Annotated in this window: 19 protein-coding genes; 10 read left to right on the forward strand and 9 right to left on the reverse strand. The window is 56.3% G+C overall.

Features of this window, described 5'->3' with window-relative positions; translation table 11 throughout:
- The 3 genes from AACY26_RS19135 to AACY26_RS19145 all read left to right on the forward strand — a co-directional run bounded on the left by AACY26_RS19135 (position 1) and on the right by AACY26_RS19145 (position 3,194).
- A complete protein-coding gene (locus AACY26_RS19135) occupies positions 1-1,083 on the forward strand; it encodes a BMP family ABC transporter substrate-binding protein (RefSeq protein ID WP_339516373.1) in 1,083 nt (360 codons plus the stop codon).
- Positions 1,084-1,165: 82 nt separating this feature from the next.
- Positions 1,166-2,140 carry a 2-oxoglutarate and iron-dependent oxygenase domain-containing protein gene (locus AACY26_RS19140; protein ID WP_339516374.1) on the forward strand — a complete coding sequence of 325 codons (975 nt, stop codon included), beginning with the start codon at positions 1,166-1,168 and terminating at the stop codon, positions 2,138-2,140.
- A gap of 106 nt (positions 2,141-2,246) precedes the next feature.
- The gene (locus tag AACY26_RS19145) at positions 2,247-3,194 is read left to right on the forward strand and encodes an adenosine deaminase (protein ID WP_339516375.1); all 948 of its coding nucleotides are present in this window, start codon (positions 2,247-2,249) and stop codon (positions 3,192-3,194) included.
- Between the two features lie 162 nt (positions 3,195-3,356).
- On the opposite strand, the gene AACY26_RS19150 is transcribed toward AACY26_RS19145, so the two are convergent.
- The 4 genes from AACY26_RS19150 to AACY26_RS19165 all read right to left on the reverse strand — a co-directional run bounded on the left by AACY26_RS19150 (position 3,357) and on the right by AACY26_RS19165 (position 6,758).
- A complete protein-coding gene (locus AACY26_RS19150; protein ID WP_339516376.1) occupies positions 3,357-3,824 on the reverse strand; it encodes a copper chaperone PCu(A)C in 468 nt (155 codons plus the stop codon).
- 59 nt (positions 3,825-3,883) lie between these two features.
- Entirely contained in the window at positions 3,884-5,293 is a 1,410-nt protein-coding gene (locus AACY26_RS19155; RefSeq protein WP_339516377.1) for a PepSY-associated TM helix domain-containing protein, read from the reverse strand.
- Positions 5,294-5,389: 96 nt separating this feature from the next.
- Positions 5,390-5,779, reverse strand: coding sequence for a DUF2946 domain-containing protein (locus tag AACY26_RS19160; RefSeq protein WP_339516378.1), 390 nt, complete (start codon positions 5,777-5,779; stop codon positions 5,390-5,392).
- A gap of 61 nt (positions 5,780-5,840) precedes the next feature.
- Positions 5,841-6,758: a LysR family transcriptional regulator gene (locus AACY26_RS19165; protein WP_339516379.1), complete on the reverse strand. Its 918-nt coding sequence runs from the start codon at positions 6,756-6,758 to the stop codon at positions 5,841-5,843.
- A gap of 114 nt (positions 6,759-6,872) precedes the next feature.
- On the opposite strand from AACY26_RS19165, the gene AACY26_RS19170 reads away from it, so the two are divergent.
- The 3 genes from AACY26_RS19170 (at position 6,873) to AACY26_RS19180 (ending at position 8,572) form a co-directional block, all read left to right on the forward strand.
- Entirely contained in the window at positions 6,873-7,166 is a 294-nt protein-coding gene (locus AACY26_RS19170) for a putative quinol monooxygenase (protein WP_339516380.1), read from the forward strand.
- A gap of 10 nt (positions 7,167-7,176) precedes the next feature.
- The gene (locus AACY26_RS19175; RefSeq protein WP_339516382.1) at positions 7,177-8,193 is read left to right on the forward strand and encodes a zinc-binding alcohol dehydrogenase family protein; all 1,017 of its coding nucleotides are present in this window, start codon (positions 7,177-7,179) and stop codon (positions 8,191-8,193) included.
- A gap of 184 nt (positions 8,194-8,377) precedes the next feature.
- On the forward strand, positions 8,378-8,572 hold the full coding sequence (locus AACY26_RS19180) for a hypothetical protein (RefSeq protein WP_339516384.1): 195 nt from the start codon (positions 8,378-8,380) through the stop codon (positions 8,570-8,572).
- Between the two features lie 35 nt (positions 8,573-8,607).
- Here the strand turns inward: AACY26_RS19180 and AACY26_RS19185 are convergent, their stop codons facing one another.
- From AACY26_RS19185 to AACY26_RS19195, 3 genes are all read right to left on the reverse strand, one after another.
- A complete protein-coding gene (locus AACY26_RS19185) occupies positions 8,608-9,798 on the reverse strand; it encodes a multidrug effflux MFS transporter (protein WP_339516386.1) in 1,191 nt (396 codons plus the stop codon).
- An 89-nt stretch (positions 9,799-9,887) separates the two neighbouring features.
- Complete coding sequence (locus AACY26_RS19190) at positions 9,888-13,028, reverse strand: efflux RND transporter permease subunit (RefSeq protein WP_339516389.1); 3,141 nt, start codon at positions 13,026-13,028, stop codon at positions 9,888-9,890.
- Positions 13,029-13,039: 11 nt separating this feature from the next.
- Positions 13,040-14,185, reverse strand: a complete 1,146-nt coding sequence (locus AACY26_RS19195; protein WP_339516391.1) for an efflux RND transporter periplasmic adaptor subunit — start codon at positions 14,183-14,185, stop codon at positions 13,040-13,042.
- Between the two features lie 143 nt (positions 14,186-14,328).
- On the opposite strand from AACY26_RS19195, the gene AACY26_RS19200 reads away from it, so the two are divergent.
- Positions 14,329-14,949: a TetR family transcriptional regulator gene (locus AACY26_RS19200; protein WP_339516393.1), complete on the forward strand. Its 621-nt coding sequence runs from the start codon at positions 14,329-14,331 to the stop codon at positions 14,947-14,949.
- A gap of 82 nt (positions 14,950-15,031) precedes the next feature.
- On the opposite strand, the gene AACY26_RS19205 is transcribed toward AACY26_RS19200, so the two are convergent.
- Positions 15,032-15,580: an RrF2 family transcriptional regulator gene (locus AACY26_RS19205; protein ID WP_339516394.1), complete on the reverse strand. Its 549-nt coding sequence runs from the start codon at positions 15,578-15,580 to the stop codon at positions 15,032-15,034.
- A gap of 285 nt (positions 15,581-15,865) precedes the next feature.
- On the opposite strand from AACY26_RS19205, the gene AACY26_RS19210 reads away from it, so the two are divergent.
- A complete protein-coding gene (locus tag AACY26_RS19210) occupies positions 15,866-17,071 on the forward strand; it encodes an NAD(P)/FAD-dependent oxidoreductase (protein WP_339516395.1) in 1,206 nt (401 codons plus the stop codon).
- A gap of 62 nt (positions 17,072-17,133) precedes the next feature.
- Here AACY26_RS19210 and AACY26_RS19215 read toward each other — a convergent pair whose 3' ends face one another.
- On the reverse strand, positions 17,134-17,331 hold the full coding sequence (locus AACY26_RS19215; protein WP_339516397.1) for a heavy-metal-associated domain-containing protein: 198 nt from the start codon (positions 17,329-17,331) through the stop codon (positions 17,134-17,136).
- Positions 17,332-17,481: 150 nt separating this feature from the next.
- Between AACY26_RS19215 and AACY26_RS19220 the strand changes: the two genes are divergently transcribed.
- Positions 17,482-17,874: a hypothetical protein gene (locus AACY26_RS19220; protein WP_339516399.1), complete on the forward strand. Its 393-nt coding sequence runs from the start codon at positions 17,482-17,484 to the stop codon at positions 17,872-17,874.
- 87 nt (positions 17,875-17,961) lie between these two features.
- Positions 17,962-20,337 carry a heavy metal translocating P-type ATPase gene (locus AACY26_RS19225; protein ID WP_339516401.1) on the forward strand — a complete coding sequence of 792 codons (2,376 nt, stop codon included), beginning with the start codon at positions 17,962-17,964 and terminating at the stop codon, positions 20,335-20,337.
- Positions 20,338-20,365: the final 28 nt, after the last annotated feature.

The following is a 20,365-nucleotide window of genomic DNA, read 5'->3' on the forward strand; positions in this document are numbered from 1 at the left end:
ATGCAGAAGAAGAGTAAAAAGCCACTGCTGCGTGCCCTCGTCGCCGCCCTCAGTTTTAGCGCCGCCATGAGCGCCTCCGCAGCTGACCCGCTGAAGGTCGGTTTCGTCTATATCGGCCCTATCGGCGATCACGGCTGGACCTATCAGCATGAGCAAGGCCGCAAAATGATGGTCGAGCAGATGGGCGACAAAATCGAAACCAGCTTCGTCGAAAACGTGCCGGAAGGTGCTGACGCTGAGCGCGTGATTCGCAACATGGCGAAAAGTGGTTACGACCTGATTTTCACCACGTCGTTTGGTTACATGAACCCAACGCTGAAAGTCGCCAAGCAGTTCCCGAAAGTAACCTTTGAGCATGCCACAGGTTACAAGCAAGCCAAGAACCTCGGCACCTATTTGTCGCGCTCGTACGAAGGTCGTTATGTCGGGGGCTACCTCGCCGCGAAGATGACCAAGACCAAGAAAATCGGTTATATCGCCTCCTTCCCGATTCCAGAAGTGATCCGCGATATCAACTCGATTCAACTGGCGCTCGACAAGTACAACCCGGGCACTGAAATCAAAGTGGTGTGGGTCAATTCCTGGTTCGATCCGGGTAAAGAGTCGGACGCGGCCAACGCACTGATCGACCAAGGCGTCGACGTGGTATTCCAGCACACTGACAGCCCGGCACCAATCCAGACAGCTGAGCGTCGCGGTGTGTATGCAGTGGGTTATGCCTCCGACATGCAGCACTTTGGCCCGAAAGCGGTGCTCACCTCGATCGTCAATAACTGGGGCCCGCACTACATCAAGTCAGCCCAGGCGGTGATTGATGGTAACTGGAAATCCCAGGACTACTGGGGCGGCTTGAATGACGACACCATCCAGTTGCCAATCAGCGACCTGGTGCCAGCGGATGTCAAAGCTGAAGCCGAGCAAATTGAAGCCAGTATCAAGAGCGGTGAGTTCCATCCGTTCACTGGCCCGATCAAGGACCAGAGCGGCGCCGTCAAAATCGCCGACGGTGTCGTAGCCACCAATGCCGAGCTGGCCTCGATGAACTACTACGTCGAGAACGTCAAAGCTGAGCTGCCCAAGTAACGTGTAGCGATGCAAATTGACTCTTAATAACTGATTGAAACTGCCGGCCTGCAACGCCGGCAGTTTATTCTCAGAGATGATCATGAATCCAAATCAACTGCCTCTGATCGATATCGCCCCGCTCTACAGCACTGATGAAAACGCCTGGCAGCAGGTTGCCAGGCTGATCGACCAAGCCTGCCGCGAATGGGGCTTTTTCTATATCACCGGCCACCCGATCAGCGCTCAACGCATGACCCAACTGGCTGATGCAGCAAAAGGCTTCTTCGCCCTGCCCGATGCTGAAAAGCTCAAGATTGATATCACCCAGACCCAGCTTCATCGGGGCTACGGCGCTATTGCCACCGAGCAACTCGACCCGAGCAAGCCCAGTGACCTGAAAGAAACCTTCGACATGGGTTTCAACATGGCCGCGGATCACCCCGATGTACTTGCCGGCAAGCCCCTGCGCGGCCCCAATCGCCACCCGCAAATAAGCGGCTGGAGCGAGCTACTGGAGCAGCACTACGACGACATGCACGAGCTGGCCAAAACCTTGCTGCGCAGCATGACTATCGCCTTGGGGGTTGAACGCGACTTTTTCGATTCGCGCTTCGAAGAGCCGATCAGCGTGTTCCGCATGATCCATTATCCACCACGCCACACAGCCAGCAGCGTAGATCAGCAAGGTGCTGGCGCGCACACCGATTACGGCTGCGTCACCCTGCTCTACCAAGACAATGCAGGCGGCTTGCAGGTGCAGAATGTCAACGGCGAGTGGATTGATGCGCCGCCCATCGAAGGCAGCTTTGTGGTCAATATCGGCGACATGATGGCGCGCTGGAGCAACGACCGTTACAAGTCGACACCGCACCGGGTTATCAGCCCGCTGGGCGTGGATCGCTATTCGATGCCCTTCTTCGCCGAACCGCACCCCGACACCGAAATCAGTTGCCTGCCCGGCTGCTCTGACGCCAACAACCCGGCCAAGTACGCGGTCACCACCAGTGCCGAATATCTGCTTTCCCGCTTCGCCGATACTTACGCCTACCGCCGCACCGAACCAGCCGAGGGCTGAACACTAACCCGCGAGATGAACGGCGTGGACCAAGACACGGCCCTCGCCGATTCCTGACTCAGTGGTTAAACTAGGGCCTGACTCAAATAGCTGACGAGAACTGACCATGTACGATTGGCTCAACGCCCTGCCCAAAGCCGAACTTCACCTGCACCTTGAAGGTTCGCTTGAGCCTGAGTTGCTGTTTGCGCTGGCTGAGCGCAATAAGATCGCGTTGCCCTGGCATGACGTTGAAGCGCTGCGTGCTGCGTACGCGTTTAACAATCTGCAGGAATTTCTCGACCTGTATTATCGCGGTGCCGACGTATTGCGCACCGAGCAGGATTTCTACGACCTGACCTGGGCTTACCTGGAGCGCTGCAAGGCGCAGAACGTGGTTCACACCGAACCCTTCTTTGACCCACAAACCCATACCGATCGCGGCATTCCATTTGAGGTAGTGCTTAGCGGCATCAAGCAGGCGTTGGATGACGGTAAAAAGCACTTGGGTATCAGCCATGGTTTGATTCTCAGCTTTTTGCGCCATTTATCCGAGGAAGAGGCCTTCAAAACCCTCGAGCAAGCAGCCCCCTTTCGCGATGCCTTTATCGCCGTCGGCCTCGACAGTTCAGAAATGGGTCACCCTCCGAGCAAGTTTCAACGGGTGTTCGACAAGGCGCGTAGCGAAGGCTATCTGACCGTGGCCCACGCAGGTGAAGAAGGCCCGCCGGAGTACATCTGGGAAGCGCTGGACTTGCTGAAAATCGAACGTATTGATCACGGCGTCCGGGCGATTGAAGACGAGCGCCTGATGCAGCGCATCATTGACGAGCAGATTCCACTGACCGTTTGCCCGCTGTCCAACACCAAGCTCTGCGTGTTTGACGACATGCGCCAGCACAACATCCTTGAAATGCTTGAGCGCGGCGTCAAGGTCACAGTCAACTCCGACGACCCTGCCTATTTCGGCGGTTATGTCACCGAGAACTTCGCGGCCCTGCATGCCAGCCTCGGCATGAGCCAGGACCAAGCCAAGCGCCTCGCGCAAAACAGCCTTGACGCACGTTTGGCTTAAAACGGCTGAGGTGGACAAGCTTCGCGTTGTCACACCCTACGGACGATGCTTACTCCGTAGGGCGGACAACGCTTTTCTGTCCGCCATTTAATACACGAAACTCGATTGCTGGCCGAGTCGCGATGGACAAGCTTCGCGTTGCCACACCCTCGCGCCCTGCGACTAGTGTTTGTGCGCTTCGCCTGCGGCGGGTGCGTCCTTCTGCACATTGACTTGCACCTCGACATCGCCGGCCTTTTCAAAGGTCAAGGTCATTGGGAAGTGCTCACCGGCCTTCATCTGCTGCTCCAGGTTGAACAGCATGACGTGGTAACCCATGGGCTCGAACCTGGCCTGGCCGCCAGCAGGAATGTCCACGCCTTGCACCTGCTGCATTTTCATCACATCGCCAGCATGTACGTGCTCATGTATCTCGGCCTTGCCAGCAACCGGAGTGTGGACGGCAATGAGACGATCAGCCTCCTTGCCCTTGTTATCCACAACAAAATAAGCCGCCGCGGTGGGCGCAACGGGCGGCATCTCGCGTGACCACGGATGCTCAATGTGCAGGTCGCCAAGGTCGAACTCATGGGCATTGGCTAAAAAGGCAGGGCTCATCAGCGCTGCGATCAACAGTATTTTATTTAGCATTGAAAACCTCCAGTGACATTGAGTAAGGCGGGCGAACCCGCCTGTTTAAATGCTCGGGTTCAACTGGCTTGCAGCTGAGCGCTTGAACGCTGACGTGAATACAGCCAGTCCAAGGGTGCGACCAGCAATAGTGAAGCGCCAACCAAGGGGAACAAACAGCCTATCAGCAACATGATCACAACAGCCCCACGCCAGAGCGGTAGATCATGGCGAACTGGCGGTACACCAAGGCGGCCTTGTGGGCGACGTTTCCACCACAGTACCAAACCACTGATGCTGCTGAGCAAAATCATAAGGCACACCCCCAGCATTAGCAGTTGGTTGGCTAGGCCAAACATCTTGCCCTCATGCAACATAACGCCAGTTTCCACGGTTCTGGCGACCAGTCCGTAATCACTCCAGCGGATATCAGCGAGCACCTTGCCGCTGTATTGATCGATATGCAGCGTGGCATCGTTACGCGGATCGTCGGCAAACACACTAACGCTATAAACCCCGCGCTCGCCCGCAGGCAGGGTCACGCTATAACCGGGATGAACACCGAGCGCATCAGCGCTATCAACCACCTGCTGCAAACTGACCTGTGCGCTGCTGGAGTTGGCATGCATCTGCGCCATGCCCTTATGCGCGGCATGGGGGTCGGACTCAGGCAACGGCGTGACTTCCGCCGCCCAAGGCACCGTTTGGCTGGAGCTGGTGTTGAGGCTACCGGCCAGTTTGGTCGATTGCGGCACGTTATCCCACATGGCAGCCGGAAAGTGATTCCAGGCACCGGCAAACTTGGCGCCCCAAAAGCCGGTCCACGTCATGCCGGTCAACAACATGAAGAGCAACAGCAACGAGCCCCAGAAACCGACAACAGCATGCAGATCACGCCAGAACAGCCGTCCACGACTGGCCAAGCGCGGCCAAAACAGCGCCGTTTTACTGGAACCCCGTGGCCACCATAGGTACAACCCCGAGATAACCAGAACAATCCCCCAACCGGCGGCCAACTCCACCAACCGATCGCCAACGGTGCCAATCATCAACTCGCCGTGGATCTTGCGCGCGATTGCCTGCAAGTTCTTCTCGGCATCCTGCACGCCGAGAATGTCACCGTTATAGGGGTTCACAAATACATTGAGCGTGGCCTCGGGCGTTGCCACGACAAACTGAGCACTGCCCTGCTTATCTACTGGTGGCAAGTACTTGTTAATGCTGGCCTGCGGATACGCCTGCTTGACCATCGCCATTTGCTGATCAGCACTGATGCGCTGCTCAGCGACTGGCACCTGCAACAGATCGTCGTACATCAGCGAATCCAGCTGCGGTTTGAACAGGTAGATAATTCCGGTAACCGACAGCATGATCATGAACGGGATGACCAGCAATCCCGCGTAAAAGTGCCAACGCCAGGCCAAGTTATAGAACGACGGCCTCGATGAGCCAGCCGTTGCCGGCTGCTCTGAAATCTGTATATCACGCATCAGTTTTCCCCAATCCCAATGCACTTGCCCAGCGCACAACGCTGGCAAGTGCCAAGCAATTCTTATGGTTGCTGCCGCAGGCAGACAATAGAGAACCTATGCGGTGAAGGGAGAGGCGCGGGGATTGGCTGAGGGCCAGAGGTAGCGGACTGGCCGCCTTGATAATGGCGCAGGTGAAATCAGTCTGCGTTGTGGGCTCAGGAATAGACCAAGTACACCAAAGAATGCGGCAAGGGCGATGCCGACGAATGTCGAGCACATTGAACAGCCAAAGCCCGTCGCCGGATTGAACAACGCAGTGTCGGAATCGCTAATATCCAGGGCACCGCCACTATTGCCCTGAGCGGAACAATAAGCGCCGTCGATGCCACTCAGCTGCAACGCTGTCATCTGCCCATGACTGATACTGCAGGCGAACGCGCTGAACAGGACACTGGCGTACAGTATCCAGGCAATCAGCGAACGATCTGCTCGGGTTATTTTCATGCTGGGCAACTCTAAAACTAAGCGTATGGAGCATCTGCGACTGTTACAGCGCAGTGCAATATTAATCGGCCCATGGCGCTTTAGCCAGTAATGCGCTACAGCGCGCCTGAACAAAGTCGCGCAGCACATGCACCGGTTTACTTAACTGCGAGCGGTGGGCGCAGATCAGGTTAAGTGGCGTCAACTCGCCAAGGTAGTCACTCATAAGCACGCGCAGGCGCCCCGCCTGAACATCGGCAGCAACGTCCAGCCACGACTTGTAGACCAAACCCTGCCCTGCGACCGCCCAGCGCCGCACCACATCGGCATCATCACTTTGACGGTCACCTTGCACGGTAATGCTCTGTTGGCGCTTGCCGATGCTGAACTGCCATCGGTCATGTATACGACCGCCAAGCATGTACAGCAGGCAGTTGTGGGCAGCCAACTGCTCCAGATTTTGTGGCTCTCCGTGGCGCGCAATGTAGGTCGGCGAGGCACAAAGCACCCGACGATTGGCTGGCGCAACTGGCAACGCCACAAGGCTTGAATCCTCTGGCGCGCCATAGCGCAAGGCGATGTCCACAGGCTCGCGGAAGAAATCAGTAACCCGATCACCCAGCAACAGACGCAGATGGAGTTGCGGATGGGCTTGCTGAAACTCATCAAGCCAGGGAAGCAAGGTGTTGCGGCCAAAATCCGAAGGCGCACACAGCTGCATCAAGCCACTGATCCCTACCTTGTTGCCCGCCAGCTGCAGACGGCCTGCTTCAATACTCTGCAATGCCTGATGCGCGTGGCTAAGGAAAGCCTGGCCTTGCGCGGTCAAGCGCAAGCTACGGGTCGAACGCGCGAACAAACGCGCATCAAGCTGCAGCTCCAGGCGCTTTAATGCGGCGCTGGCAACCGCCGGAGAGATCTCAAGCAAGCGGGCGGCGGCTGACAAACTGCCTGTTTCAGCGGTGCGCACAAACAATTGCAAATCGTCAAAACGAAGCATCTGGACGGCCTATTATCAAAATTATATTGAAATAGACTCTAGTTTCTCCGGCTTTTTCTAAAGGATCAATTAATTCAACATGGCGACATCGCTCCGGCATTTGAGGCTTCAATCATGAGTACACCATTGGCTTTAGTCGCTACGATCACCGCACTTCCCCAGCATCAGGCCACTGTGGAAGCCCATTTGCGTACATTGGTGGCTGCCAGCCGTGAAGAAGTCGCCTGCATTCAATACGACCTGCACCAGCAACAAGATGCGCCCAACGTATTTGTCATGATCGAGCAGTGGCGCGACGCAGCCGCCCTTGCAGAACACAAGCAAACCGCGCACTACCAACACTTCTCGACGAGCTGTGGCGCACTGCTGCAAGGCGTTGAACTCAAGTTATTAACCCAGATTGCCTAAGGAGCTAACGATGAAAGCAGTTGCTTACTACCAATCCCTGCCGGCTGACAATCAACAGTCGCTGGTGGATGTCGAACTTGCAGCCCCGACTCCGGGCCCGCGTGATTTGCTGGTTGAGGTCAAGGCGATTTCGGTAAACCCTGTGGACACCAAGATCCGCCGGAACGTCGCCCCGGAAAATGCTGAAGCCAAGGTACTCGGCTGGGACGCTGCGGGCGTGGTCAAGGCGGTCGGTGCGGATGTCAGCCTGTTCAAACCCGGCGATCATGTGTTTTACGCCGGAGCCATCAACCGTGCGGGTGCCAACAGCGAGTTGCACCTGGTTGATGAACGGATCGTCGGTCATAAACCCAAAAGCCTGTCTTTTGCTGAGGCCGCTGCCATGCCTCTGACAACCATCACCGCCTGGGAGTTATTGTTTGACCGCCTGCAAATTGTCCAGGGCAACATTGATCAAGGCCAAAGCCTGCTGATTGTGGGCGGCGCTGGCGGCGTGGGTTCGATGTTGATCCAGCTGGCCCGCAAGCTGACAGGCTTGACCGTAATCGCCACCGCCTCGCGCCCTGAAACCCAGGCTTGGGTGCGCGAGCTTGGCGCCCATCATGTGCTAGACCATAGCCAACCCTTGCATCAAGAATTGCAGCGTATCGGCCTTGAAAATGTCAGCCATGTCGCCAGCCTGACCCAGACTGACCAGCACTTTGCCCAGTTGGTGGAAGCGCTCGCGCCACAAGGCCGCCTGGCATTGATTGATGACCCGGTCGAGCCGCTGGATATCATGCAACTCAAGCGCAAGAGCCTTTCGCTGCATTGGGAGCTGATGTTCACCCGCTCGCTGTTCGGTACGGCCGATATGATCGAACAGGGTCGCCTGCTCAATAAAGTCTCAGAGCTGGTTGATACTGCTGAGATAAAGACAACGCTTGGCGAACACTACGGCGTGATCAATGCTGAAAACCTGCGCCGTGCACACGCACTGCTGGAATCGGGCAAGGCCAAGGGCAAAATCGTTCTGGAAGGCTTCTAGCGCTCAAGCCGGCGGCTTTTAGCTGCCGGCTAAGGCCTTTGTCGAATTTGACTGCTTCGCAGTCACGCGGCAAAAAATATTTCAGATTATCGGTTCTAACCGCCAATCGCGAAATTGATGTGTGTCAGTGAAATTTCATATCCCGGGTCTAAACTGGCATGACCAACCGCAGGAGGCGAACCAAATGGATATCAGGATCAGCCAACTCAGCAAACGTCAGGATTCGCGCTGGCAAGTCACTTTTGACGGTCATAAAGTCACCTTCAACAATGAAACCGAGGCGCGTAATTTTGTCTCCACCTTGCAAGCACGCCTGCAAGCGCCACACGAGCTGCCCAGCGATGAGCGGCCCCAGCAAACAGACGCGTCAGACAAATAGGATCTCGCTGAAATAGCCATTTCAGCGAGATCTAGCTAAATCGCAGGGTATCCCGCGCGGTGTTCGGCCCAAACGGTAAAGCGCGAGCACAATGCCGCTAACAAGGCGCAGCCGAAAATCACCAAGGCCATTGGCCATGCAGTGCCATTATGCAAATAGCTCACTAGCGCTGCGGCACTGGCTGCAATAGAGAACTGCAAGCTGCCCAGCAACGCAGAAGCGCTACCTGCATGACGGCCTTGGCCAGCCATCGCGCAGGCGGAGGCATTGGGCAGCAAAACACCCAAGCTGGCGATGCAGCCAAACAATGGAATCAGCAACGGCCACAAATGCGCCGGCTGGTTTAGGGCGATGATCAACAGCGCCGAGCCGCAGGCCAGATAAAACCAGACCACCCGGCGCAAGCAAAAGCTTGGTCCATGCTTGGCGACCAACCATGCATTGACTTGCGCCATCAGGATAAAACCAGCCGCATTACTGCCGAAAACCCAGCCATAATGCTCGGCTGGCACACCATAAAGTTCGATGAATACAAAAGGTGAACCGGCGATATAGGCAAACATGCCAGCCACAGCCAAACCACCCGTCAATGCATGACCAATAAATGGCCAGTCGGAAAACAGGCGCAAATAAGCCCCAAGCGCTCCCGACAATGGCGCGCCAGGAACTGTGCTGTCCAAGGTTTCCGGCAGCCCGCGCCAAACCGCGAGGGTGCAGAGCACGCTGAAAATAGTCAGGCAGACGAAAATCGATTGCCAGCCAAAACTGCCCAGCAACATCCCGCCAAGCACCGGCGCCAGGATCGGCGCCAAGCCCATCACCAGCATCAGTTGCGAGAACACTTTTGCCGATGTGATCGGGTCGCACAAGTCACGCACCACAGCGCGCGAAATCACCATACCCGCGCAGCCGCCCAGGGCTTGCACGAAACGCGCGGCAATCAACCACTCAAGGCTGGGTGCCAACGCACATGCCAGCGAGCCCAGCGAAAACAGGCTCACGCCGATCAACAATGGCTTGCGTCGGCCAAAACGATCCGCCAATGGCCCGTAGACCAGTTGGCCAATTGCCAAGCCAAGGAAGTACACCGCAAGCGATTGCTGTACATGTTCGACATCGGTTGCAAACGCGCTGGCAATGCTCGGGAAACTAGGCAAATAAAAGTCAATTGCCAACGGCCCGAAAGCACTCAGGGCACCGAGAATCAGTAAGGTGGATAATTTCATCTAAAGCCCCAGGCATCCTAATCACGCGTTAACTGTACAAACAACAACGCCGCCACTCTTGCGAGTGGCGGCGTTGGACTAGCGCAGACTTACACCGAGTCGCTATGCACCGGCTGATCCTTTTTTCCTTTTTTGCTGAGTTTCTCGCCAAGCGATTCAACCAGCATAAAGAACATTGGAATCAGGAAGGTCGCCAGCAGCGTTGCCGCCAACATGCCACCGATTACCCCGGTACCAATCGAGTGTCGGCTAGCAGAACCCGCACCGCTGCTGATGGCCAACGGTACAACACCGAGGATAAAGGCCAACGAAGTCATCACGATTGGCCGGAAGCGCAAGCGCGCTGCCTCCAATGCAGCCTCGAAGATGCCCATGCCATCCCGGCGCAGCATCACCGCAAACTCGACAATCAGAATCGCGTTCTTCGCAGCCAGGCCAATCAGGGTGATCAGGCCGACTTGGAAGTACACATCGTTCTCGATGCCGCGTAGCCAAACTGCGAGAATCGCACCGAATACCGCAAAAGGTACAGCGGTGACAACCGCGAGCGGCAATGTCCAGCGTTCATATTGAGCCGCCAGGATCAGGAACACCATGATCAGGCCGAAGACAAACGCCAAGCTGCCCGAGCCTTGAGTTGCCAGCTCCTGGAATGCCGAACCGGTCCAACCGATGCTGTAGTCGCTACCGAGCACCTCGTTGGCCACTTCCTGAATAGCTTGCAACGACTGGCCCGAGCTATAGCCAGGGGCAGGCCCACCGAGAATCTTCGCCGATGGGTATACGTTGAAGCGTGCGTAGGTATCAGGGCCAAGGATACGCTCGACCTTAACCAGCGACGCCAATGACACCAGGTCTCCGGACGCTGAACGCACATAGACCTGGGACAAGTCCGACGGCTTACGGCGGAACTCAGGCTCAGACTGCAGGCTGACCTGCCAAGTACGCCCATAAAGGCTGAAGTCGTTGACGTAGTAGCTGCCGAAGGTCGACTGCATCGCCGTGAACACATCGCTGACGGCTACCCCAAGCGAACGCGCCTTGGTTCGATCCAGGTCGATGTAGTACTGCGGAACATCAGCGTTAAACGTGGTTTGCAGGCCAGCCAATTCCGGGCGTTTGCTCGCTGCGGCAAGAAACTCCTTAACCTTGGCCGACAATTGCTCAGTGGTGCCGCCGCTACGGTCTTGAATGTAGCCTTCGAAACCACCGGTGGTGCTCATACCGGTAATCGGTGGCGGGTTGAAGGTCAATACCACACCGTCCTTCTGCGAGGCGCCCATGCCCATGAACTCATGGGTCAGGTTGCGCGCATCAAGCTCCGGAGTGGTACGTTCGCTCCAGTCTTTCAATGGGACAAAGGACACACCGGCGTTGCTGCGGGTGCCGAAGGTCAGGATGTCGAAACCAGCAAAGGTCACCACATCCTCAACCGCTGGATGCTTCATCAGTTGCTGGGTCACATCGCCCGTAAGCTTCTCGGTACGGGTCAGCGATGCTGCTGGCGGCAAGAAGTAGGCGTTGATCACATAACCCTGGTCTTCATCCGGCACCAACGAACTCGGTACCCGGCCGAACAACAACACCATCAACACGATCATGCCGCCAAACAGCAGCAAGCCAATAGCCGAACGCTTGAGGAAGAAACGCACACCCGCGGTATAGCCATTGGTGAACTTGTCAAAGCCACGGTTAAACCAACGGAACGGTGCAGCAGGCTCCTGATGGCCTGGCTTGAGTAACAAGGCGCAAAGCGCCGGGCTCAAGGTCAGGGCGACAATACCCGAGATCACCACCGACACGGCAATAGTCACGGCAAACTGTTTATACATCTCCCCGGCCAGGCCTCCAAGGAAGCCAACCGGTACGAACACCGCACAGAGCACCAGAACGATGGCCACGATTGGCCCCGTCACCTCCTCCATGGCTTTGATGGTGGCTTCTTTCGGACCAATCTTGTCGGTGGCCATGACCCGCTCGACGTTCTCAAGCACCACAATCGCATCGTCCACCACGATACCGATTGCCAGTACCAAACCGAACAATGTCAGCAGGTTGATTGAAAAGCCCAAGGCATACATACCGGCAAAAGTACCGATCAGAGAGACCGGAATTGCCAGAACTGGAATCAGGGTTGCACGCCAGTTTTGCAGGAAGAGGAACACCACCAGAATAACCAGTACCAAGGCTTCGAAAAAGGTGTGGATTACCTCTTCGATCGATACCTTTACGAATTTGGTGGTGTCGTACGGAATCTTATACGCCATGCCGTCCGGGAAGTTTTTCGACACACGTTCCATGGTCGACTGAACCGCCTCGGCGGTATCCAGCGCATTCGCACCCGGCTGCAGGTACACACCAAAGGCGGCGTTCTGCTGGCCATTCATTGAGGTCATCAGGGAGTAATCCTGAGCCCCCAACTCAACCCGCGCCACATCCTTCAAGCGCAGGCTTGCACCTGTGGCATCGGAGCGCAGGATAACGTTCTCGAACTCCTCGGGCTTGGAAAAGCGCCCTTGGGTGGTAACGGTATAGGTGAAATCCTGCTCTTTGTTCAGCGGCTGCTGGCCAAAGCTACCGGCAGCGAACTGCGAGTTTTGCTCACGAATCGCATTGACTACATCGGTCGGCGTCAGGTTGAACTGGGCCAACTTGTCCGGCCGCAGCCAGATACGCATCGAGTAGTCTTTGGAGCCGAACTGGGTCACATCGCCCACGCCCGGCAAGCGCTTCAACTCATCGATCACGTTGATCAGCGCGTAGTTACTGATAAACACCGGATCACGCGAGTCATCCGGTGAAAACAAGGTCACGACCTGAAGAATGTCCGAAGACTTCTTCTCCACCTTCACGCCCTGGCGGCGAACCTCTTCAGGCAACTTGGCCAGTGCAGCCTGTACCCGGTTGTTGACGTCGATGGTTGCTTGATCGGGATCGCTGCCCACCTGAAAGTAGACCGACAAACTCATGGTGTTGCCACCGGAGTTTGACTGCTGGTAAATCATCCCCTCGACACCGTTGATCTCTTGCTCAAGCGGCGCGGCGACTGTCTCCGCAATGACCTGCGCACTCGCCCCCGAATAGGTTGCGGTCACCGACACCTGCGGCGGGAGAATTTGTGGGTATTGAGCAATTGGCAACGAGCGCATGGCCATAAGGCCAGCGAGCACAATCACCACCGAAATAACCGTCGAGAAGACCGGTCGTTCAATAAAGAAGCGAGAAATCACCTAGATACCCCTTACGATTTCTTATCGGCGGTGGCAACGTCCGACGCGACCTTGACAGGCGTATCCGGGCGAACCTTGGTCAGGCCTTCAACAATGACCTTGTCACCCGCGCTGACACCAGACCTAATCACCCAGCGACCTTTCGAAGTACGGCCCGTGGTGACCTGACGAACACGGGCGACGCCTTGGTCGTCGACCACATAGACAAAGGTGCCTTTTGGCCCTTGCGCAACAGCACGCTCAGCCACGGTCAATGCATCCGGAATGGAAATGCCTTTGATCTGCACGCGAACGAACTGCCCCGGCAACAGGGTTTGTTTCGGGTTTGGCACCACGGCACGGGTGCTTACGGTACCGGTGCTGCGATCGATCAAGCTATCGGTAAAGTTGACCTTGCCTTCTAGCGGATAAGTCGAGCCATCGCCGTAGGTGATGCCCACGCGCACGGCCTCGCCATCAAGTACTAATGAGCCATCAGCCAAACCGTTGCGCATGCTCTCGACATCACTGTCAGGCGCAGCAAAGTTGACGTAGATCGGATCCAGCTGGGTAATCTTGGTCAGCAGGCTCGCATTCGGGTCACCGGCAACCATCAAGCTGCCTTCAGACACGGTCTCTTTGCTGGTGATACCCGAGATCGGCGCGGTAACCGTGGTGTAGTCCAGGTCAATCTGCTTGGCCTGTACTTCGGCCTTGGCGGCCTGGATATTGGCTTTGCTTTGCTCGAAGTTAGAGACAGCGTTATCCAGTTCGCTCTCGCTGGCGTAGCCCTTTTTCTGCAACTCACGGATACGTCTAAGGTCACGCTCGGTTTGACGATAGCGTGCCTGTTCCTGAGCCAATGCACCTTTGGCCTGAGCCAGCGCAGCCTGGTAGATACGCGGGTCAATGCGGAACATCAACTGACCTTGCTTGACGCTGCTACCTTCCAGGTAGGTACGCTCCTGCAGAATACCGCTGACTTGTGCACGCACTTCAATTTCACGAAAGCCTGCAGTACGAGCAGGGTATTCCAGCTCTAGCGGTAGAGGTGCAACCTTGACTGTTTCGACTGAAACCTCAGGTGCAGGAGGCGCATCTTCAGCACGAAGCTGTGCGCTCAAAGTGCAAAAAGCCAGGAACCCCAGGGCGACCGGGAAAGAACGTGCAAAAACCATAGGTGTCTCCGAGACAACGCAGCGCGCAAACTAAAGGCGAGAATGCTAATTACATACAGGTGTGTTTGTAAATAGAACTATACAGCTAATTTATCTACAATCATTTCGATAACCTGAGCCTAGCCATAAATAACTAATCCGACATGCGCCGAACTAAAGAAGAAGCAGAAAAAACCCGTGCCGCCATTCTCATGGCGGCCGAAACATTATTCCTGGAGCATGGCGTAGCCAAGACCAGCTTGGAGCACATTGCCAGGCACGCCGGTGTCACACGTGGCGCGGTTTACTGGCACTTTGAAAATAAAGCACATTTGTTTCATGAAATGCTCAACCAGGTACGCTTGCCCATTGAGCAAATAACCGAGCAACTGTGCAAAGGCTTTGAAAACAACCCAATACTGGCGCTTCGTGACCTGTGTGTAGACGCCTTGCAAGACCTGGCGCTTAACCCGCAAAAACAGCGAATCTTTACGATTTTGCTGCATCGCTGTGAATTGACTGAAGAACTGCAAGAGGCGATGGATCGCCATACTGAGTTCATCAATCAATTTATTACTTTATGTGAGCAATATTTCAGCCAACCTTCCATTTCTGCGCGTTTGCAGCCAGGAGTCACACCACGCTTGGCCGCAAGAATGCTTAATGCATTGATTGTCGGCATGCTCAGCGACAGCCTTCGCGACCCAAGCCTGTTCGACCTGAATCAAGACATCAGGCCGGTTTTCGCCGCCTTATTTAATGGGCTGTTGAGGCAAACGTCATAACCCCAACCAGCCCAGCGCTGCTATAAACCCATCAAGACTAGACCAATGGTGCGCAAACGCACCATTGTCGTGCGGTTTTTGCTCAACTAATTTGCTTGTGCTCGACTGTTTCGCTGCGCGCGGGCTTGGGTTCGCGGCGCTGGGCCATCCATTCACCGACCTGGCCAGCAAACGCCTCAGGCACAGCACGCCCAACGCGGCGTGCTATATCGAGGATTGTCTGCTGTGCCAACGCTTCCTCCATGCGCTTCTGTGCAGTCAGCATGACCCCGTGTACGGTGCAGGTGCCAGCCTGCGCCCAGGTCGGCGGTGAGCCTGCGAACAATGCGCAGCGACTGCGAATTTCGCGGCAATCAAAAATATCCTTGCGTCCATCAATCGCGGTCACGATATCCAGCACATTGATTTCGTCGGCCGGGCGCGCCAGCTTAAAGCCGCCTTTCACACCCTCGGTCGACGCCACTAATCCGGCCTTGGCCAGCTTGGTAAAGACCTTGGCCAAATACTCTTGCGGCACCCCTTGCAACTCAGCCAGGTCACGCACACTGGCTTCACGAGGGTTGCCCTGCTCGTCCACTAAAAACAGCAGGCAATGAATACCGTACTCAACGCCCGCACTGTAAAAAGACATCACAATCCCCGACTAATCTAGTCGCAAATCTAGCAAATAGCCGCCGCAGCAACAAGCAAGACGGCTGTTCTTGATACCGCTTCCGACAAATCTGCAGGCATTTCTAGGTTCGGGTTACGCGCGCATCCGACCAAAGGTGCTGCAAAAATGCTTGCCGTTTTAAACTACGATCAATATAGTCGTAGTTACTCAAGCACAGCGAACAGGCTCATCACAGCCCCCTGAAGAGCCCGAAGCCGCTTCAGCTCGAAACGTTCAAACGTACTCACCCTTTTGGAGTTAGCCATGAAACAGCAGATTTTGATCCTTGGTGCAGGTTTTTCGGGCATGTGGAGTGCTTTAAGCGCGGTCCGCTTGCTGGATAAACATAAGCGCACCGATATTTCCGTCAGCGTGCTCGCGCCTCAAGCAGAGCTACGTGTACGCCCACGCTTCTATGAGCCCGAAGTGCACAGCATGAAAGCGCCACTCGATGCACTTTTCGATGCCGTTGGCGTGACCTTCATCAAGGGCGCAGCGCAGGCCATAGACACCGCAAGCAAAAGTGTCAGCTACAGCGATGCCCAGGGCCAGAAGCACCAAGTAGCCTATGATCGTTTGATCTTGGCGACAGGTAGCGCCGTTGCACGACCTGCCATTCCCGGGATCAATCAGTTCGCATTCGATGTTGATCAGATAGAGCAAGCCGCACAGTTGGAGTCGCACATCAAGGCGTTGGCCAAACAACCTGAATCCGCTGCGCGCAACACTGTTGTCGTAGCCGGTGGCGGCTTTACCGGAATTGAAACGGCTACCGAAATGCCAGCCCGGTTGCGTGAAGTGCTGGGCAGCGATGCAAAAATCCGGGTGATTATTGTTGACCGGGGCCAGCAGGTTGGCGCCGCAATGGGTGAAAATATCAGCCCGATCATTGCCCAAGCCACCGCAGAACTGGGGGTTGAATGGCAACTGGGCGTTGCGGTTACAGCTGTCGACGCAGGGGGTGTCACCCTGTCTGACGGCCAGCGCATTGAGGCCAATACCGTGGTCTGGACCGTCGGTGTTCGCGCCAGCGCCTTGACTGAGCAAATCGCTGGTGAACGTGACAACCATGGTCGACTGCATGTCGACGCTAACCTCAAGGTGATTGGCCAAGCCGACATATTTGCCACAGGCGATGTGGCCTACGCCGCCACGGACGATCAAGGCAACTACGCCCTGATGACCTGCCAACACGCCATCGCCCTGGGCCGCAGCGCCGGTAACAACACGGCTGCCAGCCTGCTGGATACCGCGCCAGTTCCTTACCGCCAGGAGAAGTACGTGACTTGCCTGGACCTTGGTCAATGGGGCGCGGTCTACACCGAAGGCTGGGATCGTCAGGTCAAGCTGGTAAAAGAGGAAGGCAAACAGCTCAAAACCCAGATCAACACCCAGTGGATTTACCCACCTGTAGCTGACCGCGCGATCGCCTTGGCAGCAGCCGATCCACTGATTCCGGTCGTCGCCTAACCCACTCCGAAACAGGACGGATGACGGCTTGCTCATCCGCCCTGTGATCGACCAACAAGCGGCTACCGAAGATGCGCGGCGTAGCCTGCATTGTTGATTAACGCACCCAGTTGAGTTGCATCGAGGGTGCTGTCTACACGAACCTCGGCGCTCGCCAGATCTACCTCGACCTGCGCCTGTGCGTCAGCGGTTTTGATCGCGTCGGTAATGGCTTTTATGCAATGCCCACACTTCATACCATCGACTTTGAATAGTTGCATGTTCAATCTCCAAGGTTACTGATTCAGGATCGTTTGGCGCAGTATCAAGCTTGCCGCACTGGGAAGGTCAAGCGCTGGCGGTTATGCTGTTTGGCAACGACCTGCTGCACCCAAACCCACTGCCCGGGTCCTGACTCTTCGGTGATTAATATGCGTCGATTAGCACTCTCTGTGATTTGCACTGCCATCGCCGCCAGTTGCTTGAACGGCACGGCACAGGCTGGAGACTACAGCCGCGCTGAAGGTTATGCGGTTTTGATTATTTCTCGTGAACGCCTGCAAGTCTCGACCCAATGTGAGATTGGCCTGTATTTGCAAGACGAACTGACTGCGCGCCTGGATCAAGGCCAGTCAGCTTCATTCAACCTGCCGCCGGGAGAGATTACGGTCCGCCTGGCCACCGTCGGCAACAAAACCTGCCATCCAGGCATCAACCAGTTGGACGGCCAGCGCTTGCAGCTAAGAGCCGGGGAAATCAGCCGCTACAGGATTAGCCAGACCAACGCCGGTTATAAATTGATTCCTGCGCCCCCCATAAACTAAAGCCGCGCTCGACAATATTGCCAAAGCACTTGACCTTGCCAAGATGGTAAGGTTGATCATGTCGGTGAACTTCAAGGAGATCGCCACATGTCCGCCACCCAAACATTTAACCTGCCAATCGGCGGAATGACGTGCGCCAGTTGTGCCGGACGGGTCGAGCGCGCCTTACGCCAACTACCGGAAGTCAGTGCTGCCAGCGTTAACCTCGCCAGCGAACAAGCACGTATCGAAGCACCAGCAGACAGCTTGCTCAAATTGCTCGACACCATTGAAGCTGCGGGTTACGAAGTCCCCAGCGAGCGTATTGAACTGGCGATCCAGGGTATGACCTGTGCCAGCTGTGTTGGCCGTATCGAGCGGGCATTGGCCAAGCAGCCCGGAGTACTCGAAGTCAGTGTCAATCTGGCAACCGAACACGCACAACTCAAGGTTACACAAGGCACTGACCACAAGTTGTTGCTCGGCGTGGTCAGCGCGGCAGGCTACAGCGCGACACTAATCAATGAGCAGGCGGGCCAACCGGACAGCGCCGAAAAAAACCTGCAACGCGAACGCGGGTTATTAATTGTTGCCTTGATATTGGCTGCTCCGCTGGTGTTGCCGATGCTGCTGGCGCCATTTGGCGTGCATTGGATGCTCCCGGCCTGGGCGCAGTTTGTCATCGCCACACCGGTGCAGTTCATCCTTGGCGCACGGTTCTACCGAGCCGCCTGGAAAGCATTGCGTGCAGGCGCCGGAAACATGGACCAACTGGTCGCCATCGGCACCAGCGCCGGTTATGGCCTGAGCCTTTACCAGTGGATGATCACGCCAGCCGGGCAAACACCGCATCTGTACTTTGAAGCATCAACGGTGATTATTGCGCTGATTATGCTCGGCAAATATATGGAGAGCCGTGCCAAACGGCAAACCACCAGCGCCATTCGTGCTTTGCAAGCATTACGCCCCGACCGAGCCCTGCGCTTGAGGAACGGCGAAGAACAACTCGTTGTCCTAAACCAATTAGAGCTCGGCGATCAGATCGTGGTTAAACCGGGCGAACGCTTCCCAGTAGACGGCAAGGTGCTTGAAGGGCAAAGCCATGCCGATGAAGCCCTGATCAGTGGCGAAAGCGTGCCGCAGGCCAAACAACCGGGCGACTCGGTCACTGCCGGTGCAATTAACGGCGAAGGTCGCTTACTGATCGAAACCACAGCGCTGGGCACAGAAACCGTGCTGGCGAAAATCATTCGACTGGTCGAGGACGCCCAAGCTGCCAAAGCGCCTATTCAAAAGCTGGTGGATAAAGTCAGCCAGGTGTTTGTACCTGCCGTTTTAGGCATAGCGCTGATCACCTTGATTGGCTGGCTGATCACGGGTGCAGGCGTTGAGACCGCCCTGCTCAATGCCGTTGCGGTGCTGGTGATTGCCTGCCCGTGCGCTCTCGGTTTGGCCACACCAACAGCGATTATGGCGGGCACGGGTGTGGCGGCGCGGCACGGTATTTTGATCAAGGATGCCGAGGCACTTGAGGTCGCGCACAAGGTCACTATTGTTGCCTTCGACAAGACCGGCACCCTCACCTCAGGCACGCCGCAAGTGGCTCATCTGCAAGCGGTCGATGGCGATACTCATAACGTGCTGCAACTGGCGGGTAGCTTACAAAGCGGTAGCGAACACCCGCTGGCCAAAGCCGTGCTGGATGCCTGTGCAGAACAAAACATCAAACCGCTGGCTGTGACCGCCAGCAAGGCCTTGAGCGGTCGTGGCATCGCAGGAACACTGGCTGAACGCAGCCTGGCACTTGGTAATAGACGCCTGCTCGACGAGCATGGTTTGAGCCCAGGCGACTTAGCCGCCACGGCCGAAGCCTGGGAGGCTGAAGGCCGCACCTTGTCATGGTTGATCGAACAAAAGCCGCAGCCGCAGGTGCTGGGTTTATTTGCCTTCGGCGATACTCTCAAAGAGGGCGCCAAAGAAGCGATCAGCCGATTGAAAGCGCTGGATATCGACACTCACCTGATCAGCGGCGACAACCGCGGCAGCGTCAAGAGCGTCGCTGATCAACTGGCAATTAACTCAACCCACGCCAATGTATTGCCCGCCGACAAAGCCTCAATCATCAACCAGTTGAAAACGGGCGGCGTGGTGGCAATGGTCGGCGACGGGATCAACGATGCGCCCGCCCTCGCCTCAGCCGATGTTGGTATCGCCATGGGCGGAGGCACTGACGTGGCGATGCAGGCGGCTGGCATTACGCTGATGCGTGGCGACCCACGCTTGGTGGCTGCGGCGCTGGACATCAGCAACCGCACCTTTAACAAGATCCGGCAAAACCTGTTTTGGGCCTTTGCCTACAACATAGTCGGTATTCCGTTAGCCGCCTTTGGTTACCTCAACCCCATGGTTGCTGGCGCGGCGATGGCGCTTTCCAGCGTCAGCGTGGTGGCCAATGCCTTAATGTTGAAACGCTGGCGGCCCTGAGTCATGCCTGAAAGGTGTTGCGCCTTAT

The sequence above is a fragment of the Pseudomonas sp. RL_15y_Pfl2_60 genome, assembly GCF_963970595.1.
GTDB lineage: Bacteria > Pseudomonadota > Gammaproteobacteria > Pseudomonadales > Pseudomonadaceae > Aquipseudomonas.